21 protein-coding genes are annotated in these 21,591 nt (G+C 32.8%); 12 read left to right on the top strand and 9 right to left on the bottom strand.

Translation table 11 applies throughout. The annotated features are described in order from the left end of the window. Positions 1-9 precede the first annotated feature (9 nt). Genes A9G12_RS03380 through A9G12_RS03360 form a run of 5 tightly spaced genes read right to left on the bottom strand, consistent with a single transcriptional unit; the run spans position 10 to position 3,588 of the window. A complete protein-coding gene (locus A9G12_RS03380) occupies positions 10-1,053 on the bottom strand; it encodes a galactitol-1-phosphate 5-dehydrogenase (RefSeq protein ID WP_065564457.1) in 1,044 nt (347 codons plus the stop codon). A 21-nt stretch (positions 1,054-1,074) separates the two neighbouring features. Then, entirely contained in the window at positions 1,075-1,899 is an 825-nt protein-coding gene (locus A9G12_RS03375; protein ID WP_065564456.1) for a PTS system mannose/fructose/sorbose family transporter subunit IID, read from the bottom strand. A 53-nt stretch (positions 1,900-1,952) separates the two neighbouring features. Further along, on the bottom strand, positions 1,953-2,690 hold the full coding sequence (locus tag A9G12_RS03370; RefSeq protein ID WP_065564455.1) for a PTS mannose/fructose/sorbose/N-acetylgalactosamine transporter subunit IIC: 738 nt from the start codon (positions 2,688-2,690) through the stop codon (positions 1,953-1,955). Between the two features lie 15 nt (positions 2,691-2,705). Continuing rightward, positions 2,706-3,182: a PTS system mannose/fructose/N-acetylgalactosamine-transporter subunit IIB gene (locus A9G12_RS03365; RefSeq protein WP_065564454.1), complete on the bottom strand. Its 477-nt coding sequence runs from the start codon at positions 3,180-3,182 to the stop codon at positions 2,706-2,708. Positions 3,183-3,198: 16 nt separating this feature from the next. Further along, the gene (locus tag A9G12_RS03360; RefSeq protein WP_065564453.1) at positions 3,199-3,588 is read right to left on the bottom strand and encodes a PTS sugar transporter subunit IIA; all 390 of its coding nucleotides are present in this window, start codon (positions 3,586-3,588) and stop codon (positions 3,199-3,201) included. Between the two features lie 320 nt (positions 3,589-3,908). On the opposite strand from A9G12_RS03360, the gene A9G12_RS03355 reads away from it, so the two are divergent. Together A9G12_RS03355 and sstT are read left to right on the top strand one after the other, a co-directional pair. Further along, the gene (locus A9G12_RS03355; RefSeq protein ID WP_065564452.1) at positions 3,909-4,787 is read left to right on the top strand and encodes an SIS domain-containing protein; all 879 of its coding nucleotides are present in this window, start codon (positions 3,909-3,911) and stop codon (positions 4,785-4,787) included. Between the two features lie 742 nt (positions 4,788-5,529). Next, entirely contained in the window at positions 5,530-6,780 is a 1,251-nt protein-coding gene (gene sstT / locus A9G12_RS03350) for a serine/threonine transporter SstT (RefSeq protein ID WP_065564451.1), read from the top strand. Between the two features lie 116 nt (positions 6,781-6,896). On the opposite strand, the gene A9G12_RS03345 is transcribed toward sstT, so the two are convergent. After that, positions 6,897-7,451, bottom strand: coding sequence for a TetR/AcrR family transcriptional regulator (locus A9G12_RS03345; protein WP_065564450.1), 555 nt, complete (start codon positions 7,449-7,451; stop codon positions 6,897-6,899). 135 nt (positions 7,452-7,586) lie between these two features. On the opposite strand from A9G12_RS03345, the gene A9G12_RS03340 reads away from it, so the two are divergent. Continuing rightward, positions 7,587-8,126 (top strand): HPP family protein, encoded by a 540-nt coding sequence (locus tag A9G12_RS03340; RefSeq protein WP_065564449.1) that lies wholly within the window; start codon positions 7,587-7,589, stop codon positions 8,124-8,126. 339 nt (positions 8,127-8,465) lie between these two features. After that, positions 8,466-9,122 carry a DUF421 domain-containing protein gene (locus A9G12_RS03335; protein ID WP_065564448.1) on the top strand — a complete coding sequence of 219 codons (657 nt, stop codon included), beginning with the start codon at positions 8,466-8,468 and terminating at the stop codon, positions 9,120-9,122. A 55-nt stretch (positions 9,123-9,177) separates the two neighbouring features. Here A9G12_RS03335 and A9G12_RS03330 read toward each other — a convergent pair whose 3' ends face one another. Further along, positions 9,178-9,450, bottom strand: coding sequence for a DksA/TraR family C4-type zinc finger protein (locus A9G12_RS03330; protein WP_065564447.1), 273 nt, complete (start codon positions 9,448-9,450; stop codon positions 9,178-9,180). 160 nt (positions 9,451-9,610) lie between these two features. Between A9G12_RS03330 and msrA the strand changes: the two genes are divergently transcribed. The 3 genes from msrA to msrB all read left to right on the top strand — a co-directional run bounded on the left by msrA (position 9,611) and on the right by msrB (position 11,196). After that, positions 9,611-10,162, top strand: a complete 552-nt coding sequence (gene msrA / locus A9G12_RS03325; protein WP_065564446.1) for a peptide-methionine (S)-S-oxide reductase MsrA — start codon at positions 9,611-9,613, stop codon at positions 10,160-10,162. A gap of 2 nt (positions 10,163-10,164) precedes the next feature. Further along, the gene (locus tag A9G12_RS03320; RefSeq protein ID WP_065564445.1) at positions 10,165-10,683 is read left to right on the top strand and encodes a cytochrome b; all 519 of its coding nucleotides are present in this window, start codon (positions 10,165-10,167) and stop codon (positions 10,681-10,683) included. 69 nt (positions 10,684-10,752) lie between these two features. Beyond that, positions 10,753-11,196 (top strand): peptide-methionine (R)-S-oxide reductase MsrB, encoded by a 444-nt coding sequence (gene msrB / locus A9G12_RS03315; protein WP_065564444.1) that lies wholly within the window; start codon positions 10,753-10,755, stop codon positions 11,194-11,196. A gap of 93 nt (positions 11,197-11,289) precedes the next feature. Here msrB and lptG read toward each other — a convergent pair whose 3' ends face one another. Further along, positions 11,290-12,354, bottom strand: coding sequence for an LPS export ABC transporter permease LptG (lptG, locus tag A9G12_RS03310; RefSeq protein WP_065564443.1), 1,065 nt, complete (start codon positions 12,352-12,354; stop codon positions 11,290-11,292). Between the two features lie 11 nt (positions 12,355-12,365). Beyond that, positions 12,366-13,469, bottom strand: coding sequence for an LPS export ABC transporter permease LptF (gene lptF, locus A9G12_RS03305; protein ID WP_065564442.1), 1,104 nt, complete (start codon positions 13,467-13,469; stop codon positions 12,366-12,368). Positions 13,470-13,608: 139 nt separating this feature from the next. Between lptF and A9G12_RS03300 the strand changes: the two genes are divergently transcribed. From A9G12_RS03300 to A9G12_RS03275, 5 genes are all read left to right on the top strand, one after another. Next, entirely contained in the window at positions 13,609-15,090 is a 1,482-nt protein-coding gene (locus A9G12_RS03300) for a leucyl aminopeptidase (protein ID WP_065564441.1), read from the top strand. Between the two features lie 18 nt (positions 15,091-15,108). Next, the gene (locus A9G12_RS03295; protein ID WP_065564440.1) at positions 15,109-15,564 is read left to right on the top strand and encodes a DNA polymerase III subunit chi; all 456 of its coding nucleotides are present in this window, start codon (positions 15,109-15,111) and stop codon (positions 15,562-15,564) included. Positions 15,565-15,682: 118 nt separating this feature from the next. Next, a complete protein-coding gene (locus tag A9G12_RS03290; RefSeq protein WP_065564439.1) occupies positions 15,683-15,877 on the top strand; it encodes a hypothetical protein in 195 nt (64 codons plus the stop codon). Between the two features lie 462 nt (positions 15,878-16,339). After that, positions 16,340-17,053 (top strand): epoxyqueuosine reductase QueH, encoded by a 714-nt coding sequence (locus tag A9G12_RS03280; RefSeq protein WP_065564437.1) that lies wholly within the window; start codon positions 16,340-16,342, stop codon positions 17,051-17,053. 235 nt (positions 17,054-17,288) lie between these two features. Beyond that, complete coding sequence (locus tag A9G12_RS03275; RefSeq protein ID WP_065564436.1) at positions 17,289-21,563, top strand: acyl-CoA dehydratase activase-related protein; 4,275 nt, start codon at positions 17,289-17,291, stop codon at positions 21,561-21,563. Positions 21,564-21,591 lie beyond the last annotated feature (28 nt).

Below are 21,591 nucleotides of genomic sequence, written 5' to 3'. Positions count from 1 at the left end.
ATTAACCTTTTAATCATTCACGAACAATACTTTGCAAGTAAATTCTTTACCTTCTTTGATAGTGAAAAACATATCTTTCAATTTTTCCAGTGGAACTTTATGAGAAATTAAATCTTTTACTTTTAATCTTTCTTCATATATTGCTCGCGCAGCTTCAACCCATTCATCATGAGGATATTTTTTATACACTGAATTGAATGTACCTTTTATAGTTGCTTCTTTTCGCATAAATTTATCGTACACTTGTCTCGAAATAGTCATATCTCCATGAGGATTACCTAGCATGATTACTTTCCCCATAATTGCACAAGACATCAATGCATTATTAAATCCACTAGAGGAACCAGTACCTTCTATACAAACATTTGCACCTATATCATTTGTTTGATTCATTACCCATTTAATTGGATCTTCTTCTTTAGCGTTACAAACATACTTAAAACCTATAGACTTACAAAAATCTGTTTTTCTTTGATCTATATCTATTAAAAGAACTTTATTCGCACCATATAAATATGCCCATCTAGCAACCATAATTCCTATTGGACCAGCTCCATAAATAACCACATTGTCATTCATATCTAAATGTGCATTTCTTATTGCATGTAAGCTAACAGCAGCCGGTTCGATCATTGCCGAAGCGGTTAAATCAGCGTCATCTTCTAAAAAAATTAAATTAAATTCAGGAACAACTACATATTCAGAGAATGCTCCATCTTGTCTTGAGCCAAAATAACTATAATTTGTGCATCGTGCATAATATTTTTCAGCACAAAAAATACATTTATTACATGGTATTAATGGAAAAACAGCTACTTTTTTGCCAATGATGGACGGTTCTACTTCACCACCTACTTTTTCGATAACACCCGAAAATTCATGCCCAAGAACGAGTGGGTAATGATAAGCCCCGGTAGTAAATGTTCTAGGAATATCTGAACCACAAATACCTGCAGCTTTAATTTTTACTAAAACCTCATGTTGTTTGGGTTGAGGAATAGGGCGTTTTTCATATTCTAATTGCCCAATTCCAGTTAGAGCTAATACATCCATAAAATAATCCTCTCTTATATTTTACTTAATAACATTCAAGATACTTGTGTAAGAGCCTACAATGCCAACAATAAAAATAACTAAAATCATGGTGTTGGGTTTTATTTTTTTGTTAACCATATATAAAACTCCTAACGTTATTAATAATGGGATTAAACATGGAATTAAAGTATTAAGGATGTCTTGAAATGTGATAACAATGTTACCGACTTGGAATTTAAGTGGAGTATAAACTGCGACTCTGGATGCAGCCATCCCTCCAACAACCATTAGCCCAATTAAGCCAAACATATCAGTAAGTTTATCCATCATTCCTTTTTTTAGAATATCGAGAATAAAGGATTTCCCTTTTTTATATCCTATAAAAAACATGTTTAAACTTATGACAATCATTATCGTTTTATAAAAAACTTCGAATAAAATTGGACCTAAAATATTACCTTCGACAGCTAAATTACATGCAACCGCGGCGAGAATAGAATAAACAATCGCTTGAAATGTGTCGCCTATCCCTGCTACAGGACCCATAAGTCCTGAACGAATAGAAGCAATTGATTCCGGTGATACATCTCCATCTTTAGCCCTTGCTTCTTCCATTGCAACAGTTATACCTGTTATTCCTAAACCACAAAAAGAAGGTTCTGTATTAAAGAAAGTTAAATATTTCTTTAATTCTTCACATTGTTTTGTTTTATCATTTGGGTATAGTTTCCTAATAATAGGAACCATAGCATTTGTTTGTCCTAATGCTTGCAATCGCTCATAGTTATAGGCTGTTTCAGAACTATAATTTAGAGCCCATGTTTTTAATAATTCTTTTTTTGTCAAAATAGATTGGTTATTCATAATGTTTTCCTTAAATCTGTCAAAACAATATTTCTAATAAAATGTATTGATTATTAATGTTCTTTTTGGCTTGTAAGCATGTTGCTAATAATCGCAATTATTGCTGCAAAAATAGCTAATCCCATAATATCTATTTTTAAATATGCCACTGCGAAAAAACCTAGAAAGAAATAAGGCATTAGGTGTTTTTTACCTAAAAATGAAACCAACATAGCAATACCTAATGCTGGCATAATGCCACCAACAACTTCAAAAGCAGAGACTAAATGATTTGGTATATGTTCCAAAAATCCTTGCATATATTCAGCACCAAAATAAACTAAAATAAATGCAGGAATACCATTTAGAATCAAGGAAACAAAAAATGATGGAATATAGTTCATCATCCTCATTCCAGTTATATTTCCTTTATTTAAAAATGCTTCAGCTTTATTTACCCATATTGCATTAATACTCATTGATACTTGCCAAGACAAAATACCTAATAATGAAAATGGCACAGCAAATACGACTGCAGTAGAAGGATTTGCTTTACTTAAAATAGTCATAGCAGTTCCAAATACAGAGGCAACAGGTAAATTTCCCGGCATAGTGCCTCCTACTGTCATCCAACCTAAATAGGCTAAATTAATATATGCTGCTGCTTTCATTCCTTCTATCGGTTCTCCTAAGGCCAATGCCACAATAAAACCCGATATAATTGGGTATAGCCAAGTTCTTGTGATTAAGTGACTAAACCACCAACAACTACAAGTAGCAATTAAACAAACTAAGATTGCAGAAAGTAACATAAATCCTCCTGTTAATTATTTAATAATCGATGATAAATCTATTGCTTTATCACTCGGAATTGCTTGAATTTCAATACAAATCCCTAATTCTATTAGTGCTTTAAAAGAGGCTATCTCTTCATCAGACGCTGCTAAATTTCTATAAAAATTTTTACGAATACTGTTTACTCCCATTCCACCTAAAATTATGTTAGTTATAGGCACATTGTTTTGTGCCAACTTTAATAATGGGTTTGGACTTTTAGTTAAAATTAAATATTTTTCATCATCTGCATTAACGGTTAGAAGAGATATCGCAGACGCAATATTAACTACTTTCAATTTGATACCCTTAGGTACTGACATTTCCAAAACTGAAACCATAAAATCATCGTTGACTAAATCATCATCAATTATCAAAATAGTTGTGGTTTCAACATGTTTAACCCATCTTGTCATCACCTGACCGTGTATTAATCGGTCATCAATTCTTATCAAACTTATTTCGCTCATTTGTTTTCCTCACTTTTTAAACAAACTTAATTGAATTTTGTATTTCAGACATTAAACAATCTTTCATTTCATTGATGGTTGAATAAGAATCTCTTTCCAAAGATAAAAATAATAGTATTGGAAGATTCACCCCTGTGATTATGTGAATATTAGAGTTCTTCTTTTTTTGTAAACAGGCTACATTGAAGGGAGTGCCACCTAAAATATCCACACAGATAATAAATTCGACACCTTCATTGTTGATTACAATTTCTTCTAGTTGTTGAGCTATTTTTTCTATCGTATCGCCAGGTTGTACAGAAATACCGTAGGTATCTGATAGTTTTCCGGCAAACATCTCACAAGTTTTAATTAGACCATTAACTAAATCACCATGAGTAATAACAATGACTTTAGTCTTATTCATTTAATTCTCCTTAAGCTAATATTTATAATAAAGTTTACAATATAAATAATAAATGGAAACTTTATTTTTTTGTTTTTGAGACAATTATCACATTTAGCAATCTGGTTTATTATTTATCTATATGAATTAAAACAATAAATTAATTTTAATTAAAAATAGTTGATTAATAGCCTTGATTGTGGAATATGTGAAACCAAGTAAATAGTTTACAATAATTGTATATTTAGTGAAAAATGAAGTGTTTTTTAGAAGATGTGAACATACAAAAAGTATTGTGGTATGATGCATAAAAAATTAAACTTTTTAAATGAGTAATTATTATGATGATTGAAGATGAGTTAAAAAAAATTGCTAAGCTAAAATTATTAGTTAATACATTGAATAGAACAGAAATTGTAATTATTAATTGGTTATTTATTCCTAAAAATTTAACAGAAAATACTTCAATTAAAGAAATTGCTGACACTTTAAATATTTCTAAATCACTAATTGTAAAAATAGCCAAAAAGTTAGGGTGTTCAGGATTTAAAGAATTGAAAAAATTATTACTAAATTATTTTAAAAGTAATGATTACCTTCAATTAAATTTAACAGAAGGAAATTCATTTAATAATATTGTTAAAAACATTGAGGTTAATTTAATCACCTCTATCAAAGAAACAATATCACTGATAAATGAAGAAAAAATATCGCAAGTTGTAAAACTCATTTTAGAAAAAGAAAAAATTTTATTGTTTGGTGTGGGGGGATCTTATCCAATATGTCTTGATTTTAATCATAAATTATTAAGACTAGGAATTTATAGTGAAACATATAATGATTTTCATTTAATGTCAGTAGCATCAACTCATTTATCGTCTAATAGCTTAATTATTGTAATTTCTACTTCGGGAAACTCTTTAGAATTGATTTCTTCCATTGAAATTGCAAAGAAAAACAAATCTACTATTATTGGAATAACCAGTAATATCAATTCAAAACTGCAGAAATTATCTGATCTAGTCCTATATTCGCCAGTATTTAAAGATCCATTACAGGGTCATAACGGTTTAGCCAGAATATGCCAATTATTCATTTTAGATATTATCTATTTAATGCTAGTACAATATAACCCTAGTGTTTTATTAAGGAATTTGAATCATACAATAGAAAGTAACAGTGTTACACATAAACAATATATGAATAAAAATAACATATAGTTATTCTGATATCAGGTATGTATATTTTATGCTAATTGTATTAGTTTAAATTCACTTTAATTTAGCTAGCAAAAATCTTTTCATTTGTGACATTATATATTGTTAATGGAAATCGTTATGGGTTATTAATTATTTTTTTATTCTAAAACTATATATTGTGTTTATTACGGTTAATCCTGTCACAAAGATTGCTAATTTAGTTTTAGATTTACTTGTATTATAATTTTTCTTGTTTTTTAAATGCTTAAACGTATGCCACTACTGAAACATCTTTACACTATCTTGTAGCCTCTAAAACATTGATGCAATTTATTTGCACCATTTTAATACGACGCTGTGCATATTTTTGGTGCAAATACATAAATATTATTGCTTACCAGTAATCCATTAGTGCACTTATTTATTGATTATAATTTTTTTTAATTAGCCTTTTGAGTGAAAAACAGTAATTATATTAAGCCGCAATAATAACGATTTCTTTACACTATGGCATACTAATTGCTTGTATTAAATGAAGTGTAAGTTTAAGTCATTGCACACCGTTAAGGTAGTTTAAAACAGGTGATTGCTGAAGGTAACTATGTGAATGCTGGCTATAAACCAGCAAAAATTGGTTAAATATTGACACGCCATAATTAACCAATGCAATATGTATAAATAGATTTTTAATTTTTTACAAATTTAATCAAATGTTAAGGCATATTAATGTCTTAGCGTACTATTGAAGATATAAGGAAATGTTATGACTCATTCAACCAATCCTCTGATTCGTCTTTATTTTAAAATAGGATTAATACCACAAATTCTGCTTGGTTTAATTTTGGGTATTATCCTTGCTGCGGTCTCTAAGGACACGGCATTAGGCATGTCACTGTTGGGGGAATTATTTATCAATGCACTAAAATCGGTAGCGCCAATACTAGTGTTAATTTTGGTTATTGCATCGATATCTAGTCATCAGCAAGGTAAACGTGCCAATATGAAAGTATTAATATCATTGTACTTTGCTGGAATGATGTTAGCTGCTTTATTAGCAACAATTGCAAGCTTTTTGTTTCCATCACAAATTTCCTTAGGGGAATCTGTTGAACAAATTCAATTAACTCCTCCAAATGGTGTTTCAGAAGTATTAAAAACCTTGTTGGATAAAATGATAGATAATCCTGTTAATGCTTTAGTAAAAGCTAATTATATTGGTTTAATTATCTGGGGTGTTGGTATTGGTTTAGCATTAAGGCATGCCAAAGAATCGACAAAAGTAATGATGAATGATTTATCGTACGCTATTTCTTTCATTGTTAGAATTATTATTCGATTTGCCCCGATAGGCGTCTTTGGATTAGTTTCGTCAACATTGGCAGAGACTGGTTTTGGTGAATTATTTAAATATGCTCATTTATTAGTGGTATTAGTTTCATGTATGCTAATTGTAGCATTGATCATAAATCCATTATTAGCTTACTTAGTGATGCATAAGAATCCTTATCCACTAGTATTTACCTCATTAAAAGATAGTGCAATACCGGCTTTCTTTACTCGTAGTTCAGCAGCTAATATCCCAGTTAATATTGAAATTTGTAAACGTCTAAAAATGGATGAAGATACTTATTCTGTAGCGGTGCCATTAGGAGCAGCAATTAATATGTCTGGTGCAGCAATAACTATCACTGTTTTGACATTAGCTACAGTTAATTCAATGCATATCAATGTCGATATCTATTCTGCTGTATTACTATGTATTGTCACCTCTGTTTGTGCTTGCGGTGCTTCAGGTATTGCCGGCGGATCATTATTACTGATTCCTGTTGCTTGTAGTATGTTTGGTATACCAAATGAAATTTCGGCTAAAGTAATTGGTATTGGTATTGCCATTGGTGTGATTCAAGATTCTGTAGAAACAGCATTGAATTCTTCAAGTGATGTGGTGTTTATTGGTGCTGTTTCTTCGGCAACTAAAAAAAAGCAAAGACAAATAGAACTAAATAAATCATAAAGCTATATTTTTTAAGAGTTAATTAAATTATTAAGCCCACATGTTGGGCTTAAATAAATTTTCAGAATAATATCCAGAGTTTATTATTGATTAATTCAATAATAAACTAACAAAAATCATTGATTTTTCAATAAATTCGATACGAGTTCTAAGGTATCTTGGGCAATTTGTTGGTATTGATTTTGATGGTTCTTATATATGACACTTATATTGATAAAACCTTCAAGAATAATCATCAGATTATTAGTAAGGGCTGAGCGATTAGAATAGTGTTTTAGGCTACGATTTATTAGTTCACGTATAAATTCTTTATGTTCAAAAACAATAGCTTCAATTGATTCTTCATTATGTTTCTCTTCTATTGCACGAGTAAATAAGCAACCATTAAAATCATTTTCAGCAAACCATCGGCAATGCCATTGAAATAATTTGTTAATTGCTTCATATCCGATAGTATCTTCTATCGATTCTTCAAGAGCTTGTTTAAATCTCATGTCTCTTATTTTTAAAACATCGTGAATAAGCTTATCTTTGCTACCAAAATTTTTATATAAAGTTGTTTTTGAACAGCCAGATTGGTCCCTAATTTCGTCAACACCTACATTGCCGAACCCACTTTGGTTAAAAAGTTTTTCAGCAGTTTTGGCTATTATATCGTATGCTTTTTTCATTAATTATCCAAAATAATTGCAAAGTGTACAGATCTGTACTACACTTAAAGGTGTACCGAGCTGTACACTTATTTTAAGCTAATTAGCATTTTAATAATGCTTCATATTTATATAATGATATAGGATAAAAGAATAATGAAATCGTTCATCTTGGGCAAGGAAAAACTTGCTAATAGACCAAAATTTATCGAATTAATCCAAGGATTACTTGGTGGATTTATGGCTATATTAACTTTACTGTTATTAACTAAATTCACTGGTAATTATTTTATAATGGCTCCATTTGGAGCAACTTGTGTTATTTTGTTTGCTGTATCTAAATCGCCTCTGGCTCAACCTCGAAATGTTATTTTTGGACATTTGATATCAGCTTTCATTGGTTTGGCTTTTTTACAGTTATTTGGTCATTCTATTATTATAATTTCACTAGCTGTGGGGTGTGCAATTACCGCAATGCAGTTTTTTAGATGCGTACATCCACCAGCTGGTGCTAATCCTTTGGTTATATTATTAACAGCAGACAAAGTAGATTATGGTTACATTTTCCTTTTATTTCCTGTTTTATCAGGTGCAATCTTATTAGTAATTGATGCTTACATTATTAATAATTTATTTAGTAAAACTAAATGGCCTAATTATTGGTTTGCTATTTTAAAAAATAAAAAAGAGAATTAATGATTTTACCAAATGCGAAATGATGCATATTGATCATATTTGTAATTAAAAATGGTCCTTTTAAAATTATTACCATATATTGTCTGTTACCTAGTTTAAACTTATGAAAAAAGTTAATAATTTATATTTTCTAGCGTATAATAATTAAGCCTTCTTATATATAAATATATCAACAGTGTTTGTTTCGAATAATTAATGGCAAACATTGTCACATTCTCAATTGAATAAAGTTGTGTCCCATGTGTATAAAGATTTTTTAGATGTTTTCTAGTTTTATGATTTTATTGATACTTAGTTTTACTGGTAGTTAAAAATAAAATATTAACTTGGAGGTAATTAATGTATTTGTTACAAATGGCGCCAAAATTTATATTAGCTTTAGTTATTTTACTTATTTATGTGAAATTATCTGGTAAAAGTCAAATTGCACCTATGTCGCAGTTGGACCAAGTAGGTAGTATGGTAATAGGTGCGCTAGTTGGGGGGGCGTTACTTAGTCCTAGCGTATCGGCGTGGGAAGCTGCAGGGCTAGTCGCTATTTGGGCTGGATTATTAATTCTAATTCGTTTCATAAAATCTAAAAATTCCCGGTTAAGGGACGCCATTGACGGTGAACCTATTTTACTGGTTAAAAATGGTAACTTAATTACTGATAATTTTGTTAAAGCTAATTTACCAGTTAGAGATTTTGAAACTTTGGTTAATGTTCAAGGTATTTCTTCGTTTGATCAATTAAAACATGTTTGGTATGAATTAAATGGTTCTTTAACCATTATAAAAAAAGGTGAGAAGGATATTGCGGTGTTGATCATTGAAAATGGCGGTATAAGCCATGATAATATTGAACAAATCCATAAAGATGAAGATTGGGTGCAACAACAAATCCAAAAACAAGGCTATGATGATATAAAAGATATCTTTTGTGCTGAATGGTTTGATAATAAATTTATTATTTACCCTTATGATGCAGTACGTAAGGCAAAAAAAACACAATAATTAAGTCTTGTCCAACTAATTGCATTATGATGGGTAAGTAACCCATCGAATGCAATTAGCGCAATTGACTGTCTTTGCTACCACGGCGATTATATAGAGCGGTGGCATTGGCTAATTGCTTGTCAATCTGTTGTTGACAATGAATGCAATATTGAACGCCAGATAAGGCTAATCTGCGTGCCTCAGGAATTGGATCACCACATTCGCTACAATAACTGGCACTTAATGAATTTTGATTTAGTTGGCGTCTGGCATTGTCAATAGCGTCAGCAATAGTACCATCAATTTGTTGATTAACTGCATCGTCAGATGCCCATCCACTTGCCATAAGAAGTCCTCCGAAACATTAATTTGTTTCCGTGATATGCTACTGTTTTTGAGTTTTTCAATATTTAGTAGCAATTATTTGTTTCAGTGGTTGGTTAATAGTGTTAGTAACAAATGGGTGAGCAAAACGATTTTTTTTTATTAAGATTTAACTGGAGGTTATGATGCCACAATATGAACAAGCAACATTTGCTGGTGGTTGTTTTTGGTGTATGGTAAAACCTTTTGATCGTTATGATGGGGTGATTAGTGTTATTTCCGGTTATACCGGTGGTCATGTGGTTAATCCCACTTATGAGCAAGTTTGTCGTGGTGATACCGGGCATACTGAAGCGGTACAAATTACGTTTGATCCAAATATAATTAGTTATAACACTTTACTTGAGATCTTTTGGCAACAAATCGATCCTACTGATGCTAATGGTCAATTTGCTGATCGTGGTAATTCTTATCGACCAGTGATCTTTTATCATAATGAGTCACAACATAAACAAGCGTTAGCCTCTAAGCAAGCACTACAAACTAGCGGGCGCTTTACGCAACCAATTAATGTAACAATAGAGCCGGCGGTGGCATTTTACCCAGCTGAGGATTATCACCAAGAATATTATAAAAAACAGCCGCAACATTATAATCGTTATTATCAGTTGTCCGGTCGTTCTGGGTTTATTTCCCAACATTGGCAGGATAAAAATAACGCCAAAGGTAAATAATAATGCAAGATTACCCGCAATACAGTACCAAACAAAAATGGCTCCATTGGTCATCAGCAGTGATAACCATAATAATCAGTATGATTATGTTTGTTAAAATCCAAGCAGCATTTATCTTAGGCGGCATGAGTCACGTGTTTTTGTTACATAAATCTTTCGGAGTGGTAATTTTTATGTTAACCGTGTGGCAAATTGTGGTGGTTATTCAAGATAAGGTACCGGACGTATTAGCTAATCAAGCAAAATTACAACGTGCTTTGTCAAAATCAGTTCAAGGTATGCTGTATATTCTGCTTATTATTTTACCCTTATCTGGTTATCTAATGAGTGGTCATTCACTGAACGTTTTTGGCATAATTTCGATTCCGGCTATCGATATGCCTAATGAATTTTATTCCTTCTTTCACGCTTTGCATAAAAGTTGTTCTTACTTATTGGTTTTGTTGCTGATTATGCATATAGCTGGAGCCTTATATCATTACTTTTGCTGTAAAGATAAAGTATTACAATCGATGTTATAAAGTCATTAATTGATGAGTATGAAGTATTATCTATTAACTCTTAAAAATATTAATCGAGCTAGGTGAATTATGAATAATCAAGATAAGCAAAAAGCTATTGCTGCCTTAACCCCCATACAATATCGAGTAACTCAACAAAATGGCACCGAACCACCTTTTGAAAATGAATTTAATGCAAACCATAGAGCCGGGTTATATGTGGACATTGTGTCGGGAGAACCCTTATTTACCTCATTAGATAAATTTGATTCCGGTTGTGGGTGGCCCAGCTTTGCAAAACCAGTAAATCATGAACATATTATCGAAAAACAAGATGATAGCTATGGTATGCGGCGTACTGAAGTACGTTCTGTTAATGCTGATTCCCACTTAGGGCATGTATTTAATGATGGTCCTGAATCATTAGGTGGTTTGCGATATTGTATTAATTCTGCGGCTTTGCGTTTTATACCTAAAGAGCAGTTACAAGCAGCCGGTTATGGTGAATTTTTAAAACTGTTTACCGATGATTAAAATTATCACTTATCCTATCACTTTAACTATAAATGATAGGATAAACAGTTTATTTTATTAATTGGCTTAATTAGTTGCTGATTAGTGATTATTTTAATTTTTGCGTTTGAATAGCGCATAGCTGATTAGTAAGAATACAAAACTGGTTAACAAAGATCCTATGATTGGATAAATACCAATTACAATACTGATTTGCGCAAAGAGATTATCCGCAATATAGAATAGAAAACCGAACGATATCCCAATAACAACCCGTATCCCCATTGATACACTACGTAAAGGGCCAAAAATAAAAGATAATGCCAATAGCATCATTACGGCAACGGAAATTGGTTTAATTAGTTTTTTCCAGAATAGCAGATCATAATATTTAGTATCTTGACCTGAGCTTTCTAAGTATTGGGCATATTGATATAGACCTGAAGCCGAAAGGGAATCAGGATCAAAGGCTACAATGCTTAATTTATCCGGGGTGATATTAGTTTTCCATTGCATAGAAATCATATTACTACCTATAACTTTATTAGGTTGAGTAAAATCATTTTTATCAATTTGGGTTAGGTTCCAAACGCCATCTTGGAACACTCCGTTAGCGGCATGGGTTACTGATAATAACTTATTGTTGTCGACAGAATAGATATTAATATTTGAAATAGAGTTGTCACTATCAACATGGCCAATATAGACATAATCATTACCATCTTTGGTCCATAAACTACCTTGTTCAGCCATTAATGAATTACCGTAGATCTTTTCTGAACGCATATTACGAGCTGTTTGCTCACTAATTGGTGCCACCCATTCGCCAATTGCCATGGTAATAAGAACTAAAGGTAAAGCCGTTTTCATTACTGCTTTAGCAATTTTGTAGCGACTAAATCCAGAGGTTTCCATAACAATGAGTTCACTACTTGACGCTAACATTCCCAGCCCAATTAAAGCGCCTAGTAAAGCCGCCATAGGGAAAAATACTTCTAAGTCTTTAGGAACCATCAATAACGAATAAATACCCACAGAAATAGCATCATAATCAACTTTGATTTTTCTTAATTGATCGATGAAACGAATAATACCCGATAAGCTTATTAACAAAAACAGGCTTAATCCGATAGTATATAAAATAGTTTTTCCAATATAGCGATCTAAAATCGAAAACATCAATTTCTCCTTTACGATGCTGTATATTTTAATCGAAGTTTACGCATGAATAAGTTATCCCAACAATTCAAAATGACGGCAATAACAAAATATGCCAAATTAATCACATAAAACCACAAAGCAGGATCTAAACGTCCCTTACCGGCATTAGCCTTGATAGAACTGGCTAATAAAAAGTAAATAAGGTAAAGCAATAAGGCTGGCATTATTTGTGCTAAACGCCCTTGTCTTGCATTAGAAACACTAAGTGGAATAACCAAGAACGCCATTAAAGGTACTGAAATTATCAATGTTAGGCGCCAATATAACTCCGCTTCCGCTTTTAGTGTCGGGGTGGTTAATAATTCCGACATTCCTAGTTGTTGAGCCTCAACTTTATCTTGATCTTCGGGTGCATTTAAATCTTTTGGTTTAATTACGCCTAAATAATTATGAAAATTGGAGATGCGAAAATCCTTTAATTGAGTATTGCCTTCATAACGATTTGCTTCTTCTAGTGTAATAATCTGATTACCATCATTGTCATTCCCAGTCTTACCTTTGTTAGCAATGATGATTGACGGTCGTTGACCAGGTTTAGGATTGGTTTGTACAATAAACACATTTTCTAAGTTGCTATTACTTACATTACCGATATATATGACAGAATTACCATCTGGTGTTTGCTGAAATTGCCCCGCCAATAATCCGGTTAAACTTGGGTTTATCCTTGCATTTTCGACTAATTGATCTTGTTTAACACTAGACCAAGGGCCAAACCAAAGAGTATTGACTGCAGTTAAACCACAGGTAACGATACATAGGAAAAAAACTACTTGAAAAGTGATGCTTTTTTTTACACCACAGGCATACATCGCCACCATTTCACTGTCGGTATATAGACGGCCAAAAGTTACTAATATACCTAAAAATAGACTTAAAGGTAGAATGAGGTCCACCATATTAGAGATACCTAATACCAATAATGGCATAATTAAGTCACGCGGAATGTTTCCTTCTATAGCACTAGACAAAATCCTAATTAATTTTTGCGAAAAGAAAATTAACAATAAAATAAACAGTATTGCTGTTTGCGCTTTTAATGTTTCTTTAGCTAAATATCGTCGAAGAATCACATTTTACCTATCTATAAGTTTTATAAAATCTGGCTATTATAATCTGATTTAATTGAGTTTAGTTATCTTTTTGTTGCTATCCCTTTATGAAGCTATAGAATAACACTATTCGCGATAAATTTCACAAAAGAGACATGTTATGGAATTTTTATTAAAACACACTGCTACTATTACAAAACAAAAATCTGAATGTTTAGTTATTTCAATTGTTCAGGGTAAAAATCAATCTAATGTAGTTACTGATTTGGATCAAGCTACTGATGGTCTAATTAGCCAATTAATTAAATCAGGGGATGTAAGTGGTGAGTTAGCTAAAACCACAGTTCTATATCCATTGGTTAAAGGCATAAACCAAAAAATATTGTTAGTTGGCTGTGGTAAAGCTAAAGAATTTGATGCTGACAAAGCTAAAAAAGTTATTGCAGCTGTAGTTAAAGAGTTATTAGCAAAAAAAATAAAACATATTACTTGGGATTTGTTAACGGTTAATCCGGCATTAGCTTTAGAATTAGCCAAACAAGTTCCACAAATTGTTGGAGCAATGACTTATAAATTTGATGAATTCAAATCAAAAAAATCACCACTACCAAGTTTGAATAAAGTGACATTATATTGGGCGGATAAAAATACTGTTACTAATGTCTCTAATAATTTGTTACAAGGCGAAATTATTGCTAATGCTGTTACTGCAACTAAGACTTTAGCTAATATGCCATCCAATGTTTGTAATGCTCAATATTTAGCTCAGCAAGGTAAGCAATTAGGTAAATTATATTCCTCATTAAAAGTGACGTGTTTTGGCGAAAAAGATTTAGCCAAATTAAATATGCAGGCTTACTTAGCTGTTGGTCGTGGCTCAGCCAATGAATCAATAATGACGGTGATTGAATATAAAGGTGCTAAGGACAAAAAAGCCCAACCTTATGTGTTAGTGGGTAAAGGGTTAACTTTTGATTCCGGTGGTATTTCAATTAAGCCATCTGCTGGTATGGATGAAATGAAGTATGACATGTGTGGAGCAGCCACGGTTTATGGTGTTATGCAGGCGGTTGCTGAATTAAAATTACCAATTAATGTGGTTGGCGTTATGGCTGGTTGTGAAAATATGGCAGATGGTAATGCTTACCGCCCAGGTGATATATTAACGACTATGTCTGGTACTACGGTTGAAGTTATTAATACTGATGCTGAAGGCCGTTTAGTCTTATGTGATGCATTAACTTACGTTGAGCGTTACAACCCAAAAACAGTTATTGATATCGCGACTTTAACCGGGGCTTGTATTGTAGCTTTAGGCCACCATTATACTGGTGTAATGGGCAACAATGACAAATTAGTGGCGCAGTTAGTAGCATCATCTAATAAAGCAGGGGATAAAGCTTGGGCTTTACCAATTGATGCAGATTTCCAAAAGCAAATCAAATCGACTTGTGCCGATATTGTCAATGCGGGTGGCCGTGATGGCGGCACAATTACCGCAGCTTGTTTCTTGTCACACTTTACCGAAAAATATCAATGGGCACATTTGGATATAGCCGGAACAGCATGGAAATCTGGCGCCAATAAAGGTGCAACTGGACGTCCAGTTGCAATGTTAATTCAATATCTGCTTGATCAATAAGTTGTAGTTAAATTAACTATGAAAAAAGTGATTTTCTATCTGCTAGAAAACCCAACTGAGGCGAGCGATTCTGGGGTATTATTCCATGAAAAACTTGCCTGTGAAAAAATAGTTGCAGCTTGGCAAAACAAATTGCGAGTGTTAGTGGCATGCCAAGATCAGATTCAAGCTGAACGCATTGATGAATACCTTTGGCAACTCGACACTGATCATTTTGTGCCTCATAATTTAGTCGGCGAAGGTTTGAAAGGTGGTTCCCCGGTAGAAATTTGCTGGCCAGAAAAGCATAGCAATGGTTCTCGTCAGCTACTTATTAATTTACAAGAACAGTTCCCTAATTTTTCAAATGTTTATAATGATGTAATTGATTTTGTCCCGATTAATGAACATCTAAAAACCTTAGCCAGAACCAGATATAAATTATATAAAGATGCTGGTTTTAATCTTAAAACTATTCCAATTTTATGTGAATAAATATATATAAAATCAATCTATTGAAAAAAATCCATATGTTGGATTTATGAATTGTAACTCCATTATTTTGAATAAAATGAATTTGATCTTAAAAAGATTGATAAAATAAGGAAATAATATGGCACTTAATTTAACTTTCTGGGGCGAGTTCATTTTATCTTTATTGATATTTTGGTGGCTGTATATTGGAATTCTTGTAATGGGTATTATTGCCTTAATTGGTAGTGATAAATTTGTCAAAGTAATAAGTGTATTGTTAATAATCGCAGTACTAATTAGTAATATGATTTTTTTTATGGTTACTACATCTTAGTTTTTATCTATATCTATATAATTTACATAATTGGTTTTATGATCGGCATAACATTGTTGTTATTAGCTAATGATAATAAATTAATAGAATTGATTGGTATTGTAATCACCATTATTAGTATGGGTTTTGTAATTGTTAATGATTTTTCTGTACTCAATCCAAGTATATCTTTGATAACCATTGGCGTTGTTTTATTGATAGCAAATAAGCAAATTAGAAAAAAATAGCTATTATATTTATATTTTCGCCAATAATTTGTTATTTGGTGGGATTTTTTAGTTTTGTGTTTTTAGCAATAAATTTGCCCCTCAAATAATATAAAAATACTAATCCTGTTAAAATGTTTCAGGAGTGACATATGTTTAAGTATAAGATCTCTGGTGTTTGTCTTGAATAGCAGAGAAGATCGCTATATGATAGCGACGCTATTATCTTTAATTGTTAAAATCAACATGAGCCTTTATGCTAATCAATGCCAAAAATATACTTGATAAATTAAACCCTCATAATAAAGTTAATTATGACTCGGTGTTAAAAGAGGTTATTGCTGATTGGCAATTGACAACAGTTCGTCCTAAGCTATTAATTCATAGTTGTTGTGCTCCATGCAGTACTTATGTGTTGGAGTATTTGGCTCAGTATGCAGATATTACTATTTATTTTGCTAATTCCAACATTCATCCCCGTGTTGAGTATGAATATCGCAGCGTGGTGCAACAAAAATTCATTGCCGATTTTAATGCTAAAACCGGTAATAATGTGCAGTTTTTAGAAGCACCTTACCAACCTGCTGAATTTATTAAACAAGTAGCCCATTTGCGCGATGTTCCGGAAGGTGGCGAGCGTTGTCATATTTGTTATAAAATGCGCTTAGATCTGGCCGCGATTAAGGCGCAAGAACTTGGCTATGATTATTTTGCCAGTGCTTTAACCCTCAGTCCTAAAAAGAACAGCCAAAAAATTAATGAATTGGGTTTTGAAATCCAAGAAATTTTTGCTGTAAATTATTTACCCTCTGATTTTAAAAAAAATAACGGCTATAAACGCTCAATTGAATTATGTAAAGAATACGATGTTTATCGCCAATGTTATTGTGGCTGTATTTTTGCGGCCAAGGCTCAAGGTATTGATATGAAAAATGTCATTGCTATGGCTAAACAAGGATTACAAAATTAAGATTCATTCCATTAAGTTTTGGTAATGACTTTCATTACTCAGTTATCCCTAAACATAAATCCTTATTAAAATTATCCATTAAAACAAATGAATAATTGTAGTAATTATTATTCTGGTTATAAAAAGCAAAAAGTTTTAGCTATAATCAATTTTCTATAATAGAATTATCAGGAAGAGTTATTTCTAAAAATAGATATATAAGCTAGAAATCATTTTTTGAATGTGAGTTTGTTTTATGTCAAAAATATATAGGCTTGGATTGGATGTTGGTTCAACAACGGCAAAATGTGTCGTTTTGGATGTAAATGATAATTTTGTCTATACCAACTATGTTCGTCATAATACCCATATAGTAGCAACTGTACTTAACTTGTTAGATGAAATAAAGCACAAAATTGGTGATGATGCAGTTTTATCAGTTAAAGTAACAGGATCCGCAGGGATGGGGATTTCTGAAAAAGCAGGAATTGCTTTTATTCAGGAAGTTGTTGCCGCCTCAGAAGTCGTCCAACGTAAATACCCTGAAGTTAGGACGCTAATCGATATCGGTGGTGAAGATAGTAAGATGATATTCTTCTTCCCGGATCGACCTCCGGATATTCGGATGAACGGTAGTTGTGCAGGTGGTACTGGTGCCTTTATTGATCAGATGGCAACCTTGCTTAATACTCCTGTTCAAGAATTCGATCTCCTCGCGAAAAAACATGATCAAATTTTCCCTATTGCCTCCCGCTGTGGCGTATTTGCTAAAACAGATGTTCAAAATTTAATTAGCCGTAATGTTTCTAAAGAAAATATAGCTTATTCGGTATTGCATGCAGTATGTATTCAATTAATTAATACTCTAGCGAGGGGTTATGACATTGTACCGAAGGTGATGTTAATTGGTGGACCGTTTTCGTTTATTCCTACTTTAGGTAAAGCAGCTTTAGAAACTTTAAAATTAACTGATGAGCAGATAGTCAAAACAGATCATCCAACGCTATTATCTGCTTGGGGAGCTGCGATCCATCTGTTGGAACGTACGGAATTACCATTGTCTGAGTTGATCCAAAAATTGAATGATTCAAGCAAGGTTAAAGTAAATGAATCATTCAGATTAAAACCACTATTTAATGAAGCACTTTCGTTTGATAACTGGAAGAAGAAGCGTAAATATATTGAGATCCCCAGAGTAGATTTAGCCGATTATCAAAAACAAACTGCTTTTTTAGGTATTGATAGTGGATCAACCACCACTAAAATTACATTGGTTAGTGAGGATGATGAGTTACTTTTTACTTATTATGCTCCGAATAATGGTCAATCTATTACCGCATTGATCACTGGTTTGACTAAATTAAAACAAGAAATCGCGGCATCAGGTAATAACATTGTGATTGCCAGAACTGGAGTGACCGGTTATGGTGAAGAACTGTTAAAAGCTGCTTTTGCTATTGATGATGGTTTGGTTGAAACCATGGCGCATTTTGCTGCGGCCAAACATATTGATCCTGATGTTAGCTTTGTTATGGACATTGGCGGTCAGGATATGAAAGCTATTTTCATTGCTAATGGTGTAGTTAATCATATTGAATTAAATGAAGCTTGCTCTTCGGGATGTGGTTCATTTATTGAAACTTTTGCCAAATCACTTAACTCTAATACTATTGATTTTGCCGATGCAGCCTGTAAGTCCAGCAATCCATGTGATTTAGGTACTCGCTGTACCGTATTTATGAACTCTAAAGTTAAACAAGCATTGCGTGAAAATGCCACCATGGGCGATATCTCGGCAGGCTTGGCCTTTTCGGTGATTAAAAATGCCATTCATAAAGTACTTAAATTGCATGATATGCGTAAGTTAGGCGATCATATTGTGGTACAAGGCGGTACCTTTAAAAACCCGGCTGTTTTTCGAGCTTTAGAACAGCTAACAGGTGCCCAGATTGCAAGTTCTAATATTCCTGAATTAATGGGTGCTTATGGCTCAGCTTTAGTAGCAAAAAATCATTACCAACAACAAAGTACTCCATCACAATTTATTGGTTTGGATAATTTAGATCAAGCCCTAGATAACAAAGCCAAACCGTCACGCTGTAAAGGCTGTGAAAATAATTGCGATATCATGATTTATCGCTTTGCTAATGGTCAACGTTATTATTCGGGTAATAAATGCGAACGCTTTTTAAGTAATAATCAACATAAAGATAATAATTCGTTTAATATGTTTGATTATAAAAATGCTTTGCTATTTGATCGTACTGTTAAATCTAATCCAGATGCGAAAATTCATATTGGCATTCCCCGTGTTTTAGGACAATATGAGAACTTTCCATTTTGGCACACTTTATTAACAGAAAGTGGCATTAATGTTACGTTGTCACCTTATTCAACCCATCGAATTTATGAAAAGGGTGCTGGCACCGTAATGTCAGATAGTATTTGCTTTCCGGCTAAATTGGTACATGGGCACATAATTGAGCTAATAGAACAAAAAGTAGATCGAATTTTTATGCCAATGGTAGTATTTGAGTCAGCCCAATTTGGTAATGCTGTCAATAGCTACAATTGCCCAATTGTCAGTAGCTATTCGGAAGTCATGAATAGTGCCATTAATCCAGAAATAAAATATGGTGTACCACTAGATTATCCGGTGATTAATTTCACCAATATTAAACTACTTAAAAAAGGTTGCTTGGATTATTTACAGTCATTAGGTATAACTAAAAAAGCAGCGACTAAAGCCTTTACCGCCGCTTTAGCCGCTCAAGCCGAATTTAAACAAGCATTATATAATAAAGCTGTTGCAGTCCTCAATAAAGCAAAAGAAACGGGGCGCTACGTGTTTATATTAGCTGGTCGCCCATATCATAGTGACAGTTTAATCAATCATAAAACACCCGAAATATTAAATGCTCTAGGGTGTGATGTGATCACTGAAGATTCGGTTTTAGGATCAATTAATCAATTGTCACCAGAACTGCAAATTTGTTCGCAATGGAGTTATCCGAATCGTTTATATGCTGCCGCTACCTTTGTTGCTGAGCAAGCTAACAATGTGCAATTTGTGCAATTAAATTCATTTGGTTGTGGTCCTGATGCCATTGTTACTGATGAGTGTAAAGCAATATTAGAGTCAAAAGGTAAAACCTGCACCATTATTCGGGTTGATGAAATTACCGCTACTGGGTCAGTAAGGTTACGTTTACGTTCAATTATTGAATCTATTCGCATGAATCGTAATCAACCGTTAAAAATTACTCAACGTAAACAAACAGCTGTTTTTGAGGTAAAAGATAAACAAAGACGGACTATTTTGGCACCGTTTATTTCTGACTTTTATTCACCAATACTATCGCCGATTTTTGCCTTGTCGGGCTATAAACTTGAAACTTTGCCAAAACCTGATAAAAGTTCAGTTGAATGGGGATTAAAATATTGTAATAACGAGATTTGCTATCCTGCTACAATTATTGTTGGTGATATCATTAAAGCATTACGATCGGGTAAATATAATCACGATGAAGTCGCTATTGGCATCACGCAAACTGGAGGTCAATGCCGAGCCAGTAGTTATCTGTCACTGATTAAAAAGGCTATGATTAGTAATGGCTTTGAAGATATACCAATTATTTCACTTAGTACTGGTAATATTAATGAAATTGAGCAACCAGGTTTTAAAATTAATTGGTTAAAAACATTGCCAATTACTTTCTTTGCTATGATGTTTGCAGATGCGTTGTCCAAAATGTATTATGCAGTGGCGCCTAGAGCAAAAGTAAAAAGGCAGGCGGATCAGCTTAAAGAGTACTATACCCGCAAATTACAGCAACTGATTAGTGAACATCAAGGGCAAAGGGCTATTTACAAACTTTTAGCCGAAGCTGTGAATCACTTTAATCAAGTGGAGACTTTAAATAAAGAATGTCCACAAATTGGTATTGTTGGTGAAATTTATGTGAAATATAACAGCTTTGGTAATCAACATAGTATTGAGTGGCTAGTCGATCAGGGTATTGAACCGGTCATTCCGCCAATGATTGAATTTTTTGCTCAATGTTTTGTCAATTATGATAGTAACATTGATAATTATCTGTTGCCTAAAAATTATTTGTCTTTTGTATTACACTTTTTCGAAAAAGTAGCCCAAAGGTACATTAATAAAACTAACCAAATTTTAGCAAAATTCAAATATTATCAACCATTTCATAATATTCGAGATATAGCTGAAAAAGCGGAACAAATTCTGAATTTAGCCAATCAATATGGTGAAGGCTGGTTAATTCCAGCCGGAATTATGACTTTTGCTGAACATGGTATTAATAATGTGATCAGCTTGCAACCATTTGGTTGTATTGCTAATCATGTGGTTTCTAAAGGCGTTGAAAAACGAATGCGTGACATTCATCCCAAACTTAATTTATTGTATTTGGATTTTGATGATGGTGCTGGTGAGGTGAATGTACTCAATCGATTACATTTTATGGTTAGTTCATTAAAATATACACAATTGCAAAGAATTGTATAATGAATGATGATATATTAAAAATTACTGT

Origin of the sequence: Gilliamella sp. wkB112 (genome assembly GCF_001690685.1) — a bacterium.
Classification (GTDB): Bacteria; Pseudomonadota; Gammaproteobacteria; order Enterobacterales; family Orbaceae; genus Gilliamella; species Gilliamella apicola_J.
This window is presented reverse-complemented; position numbering and strand designations above follow the sequence as displayed.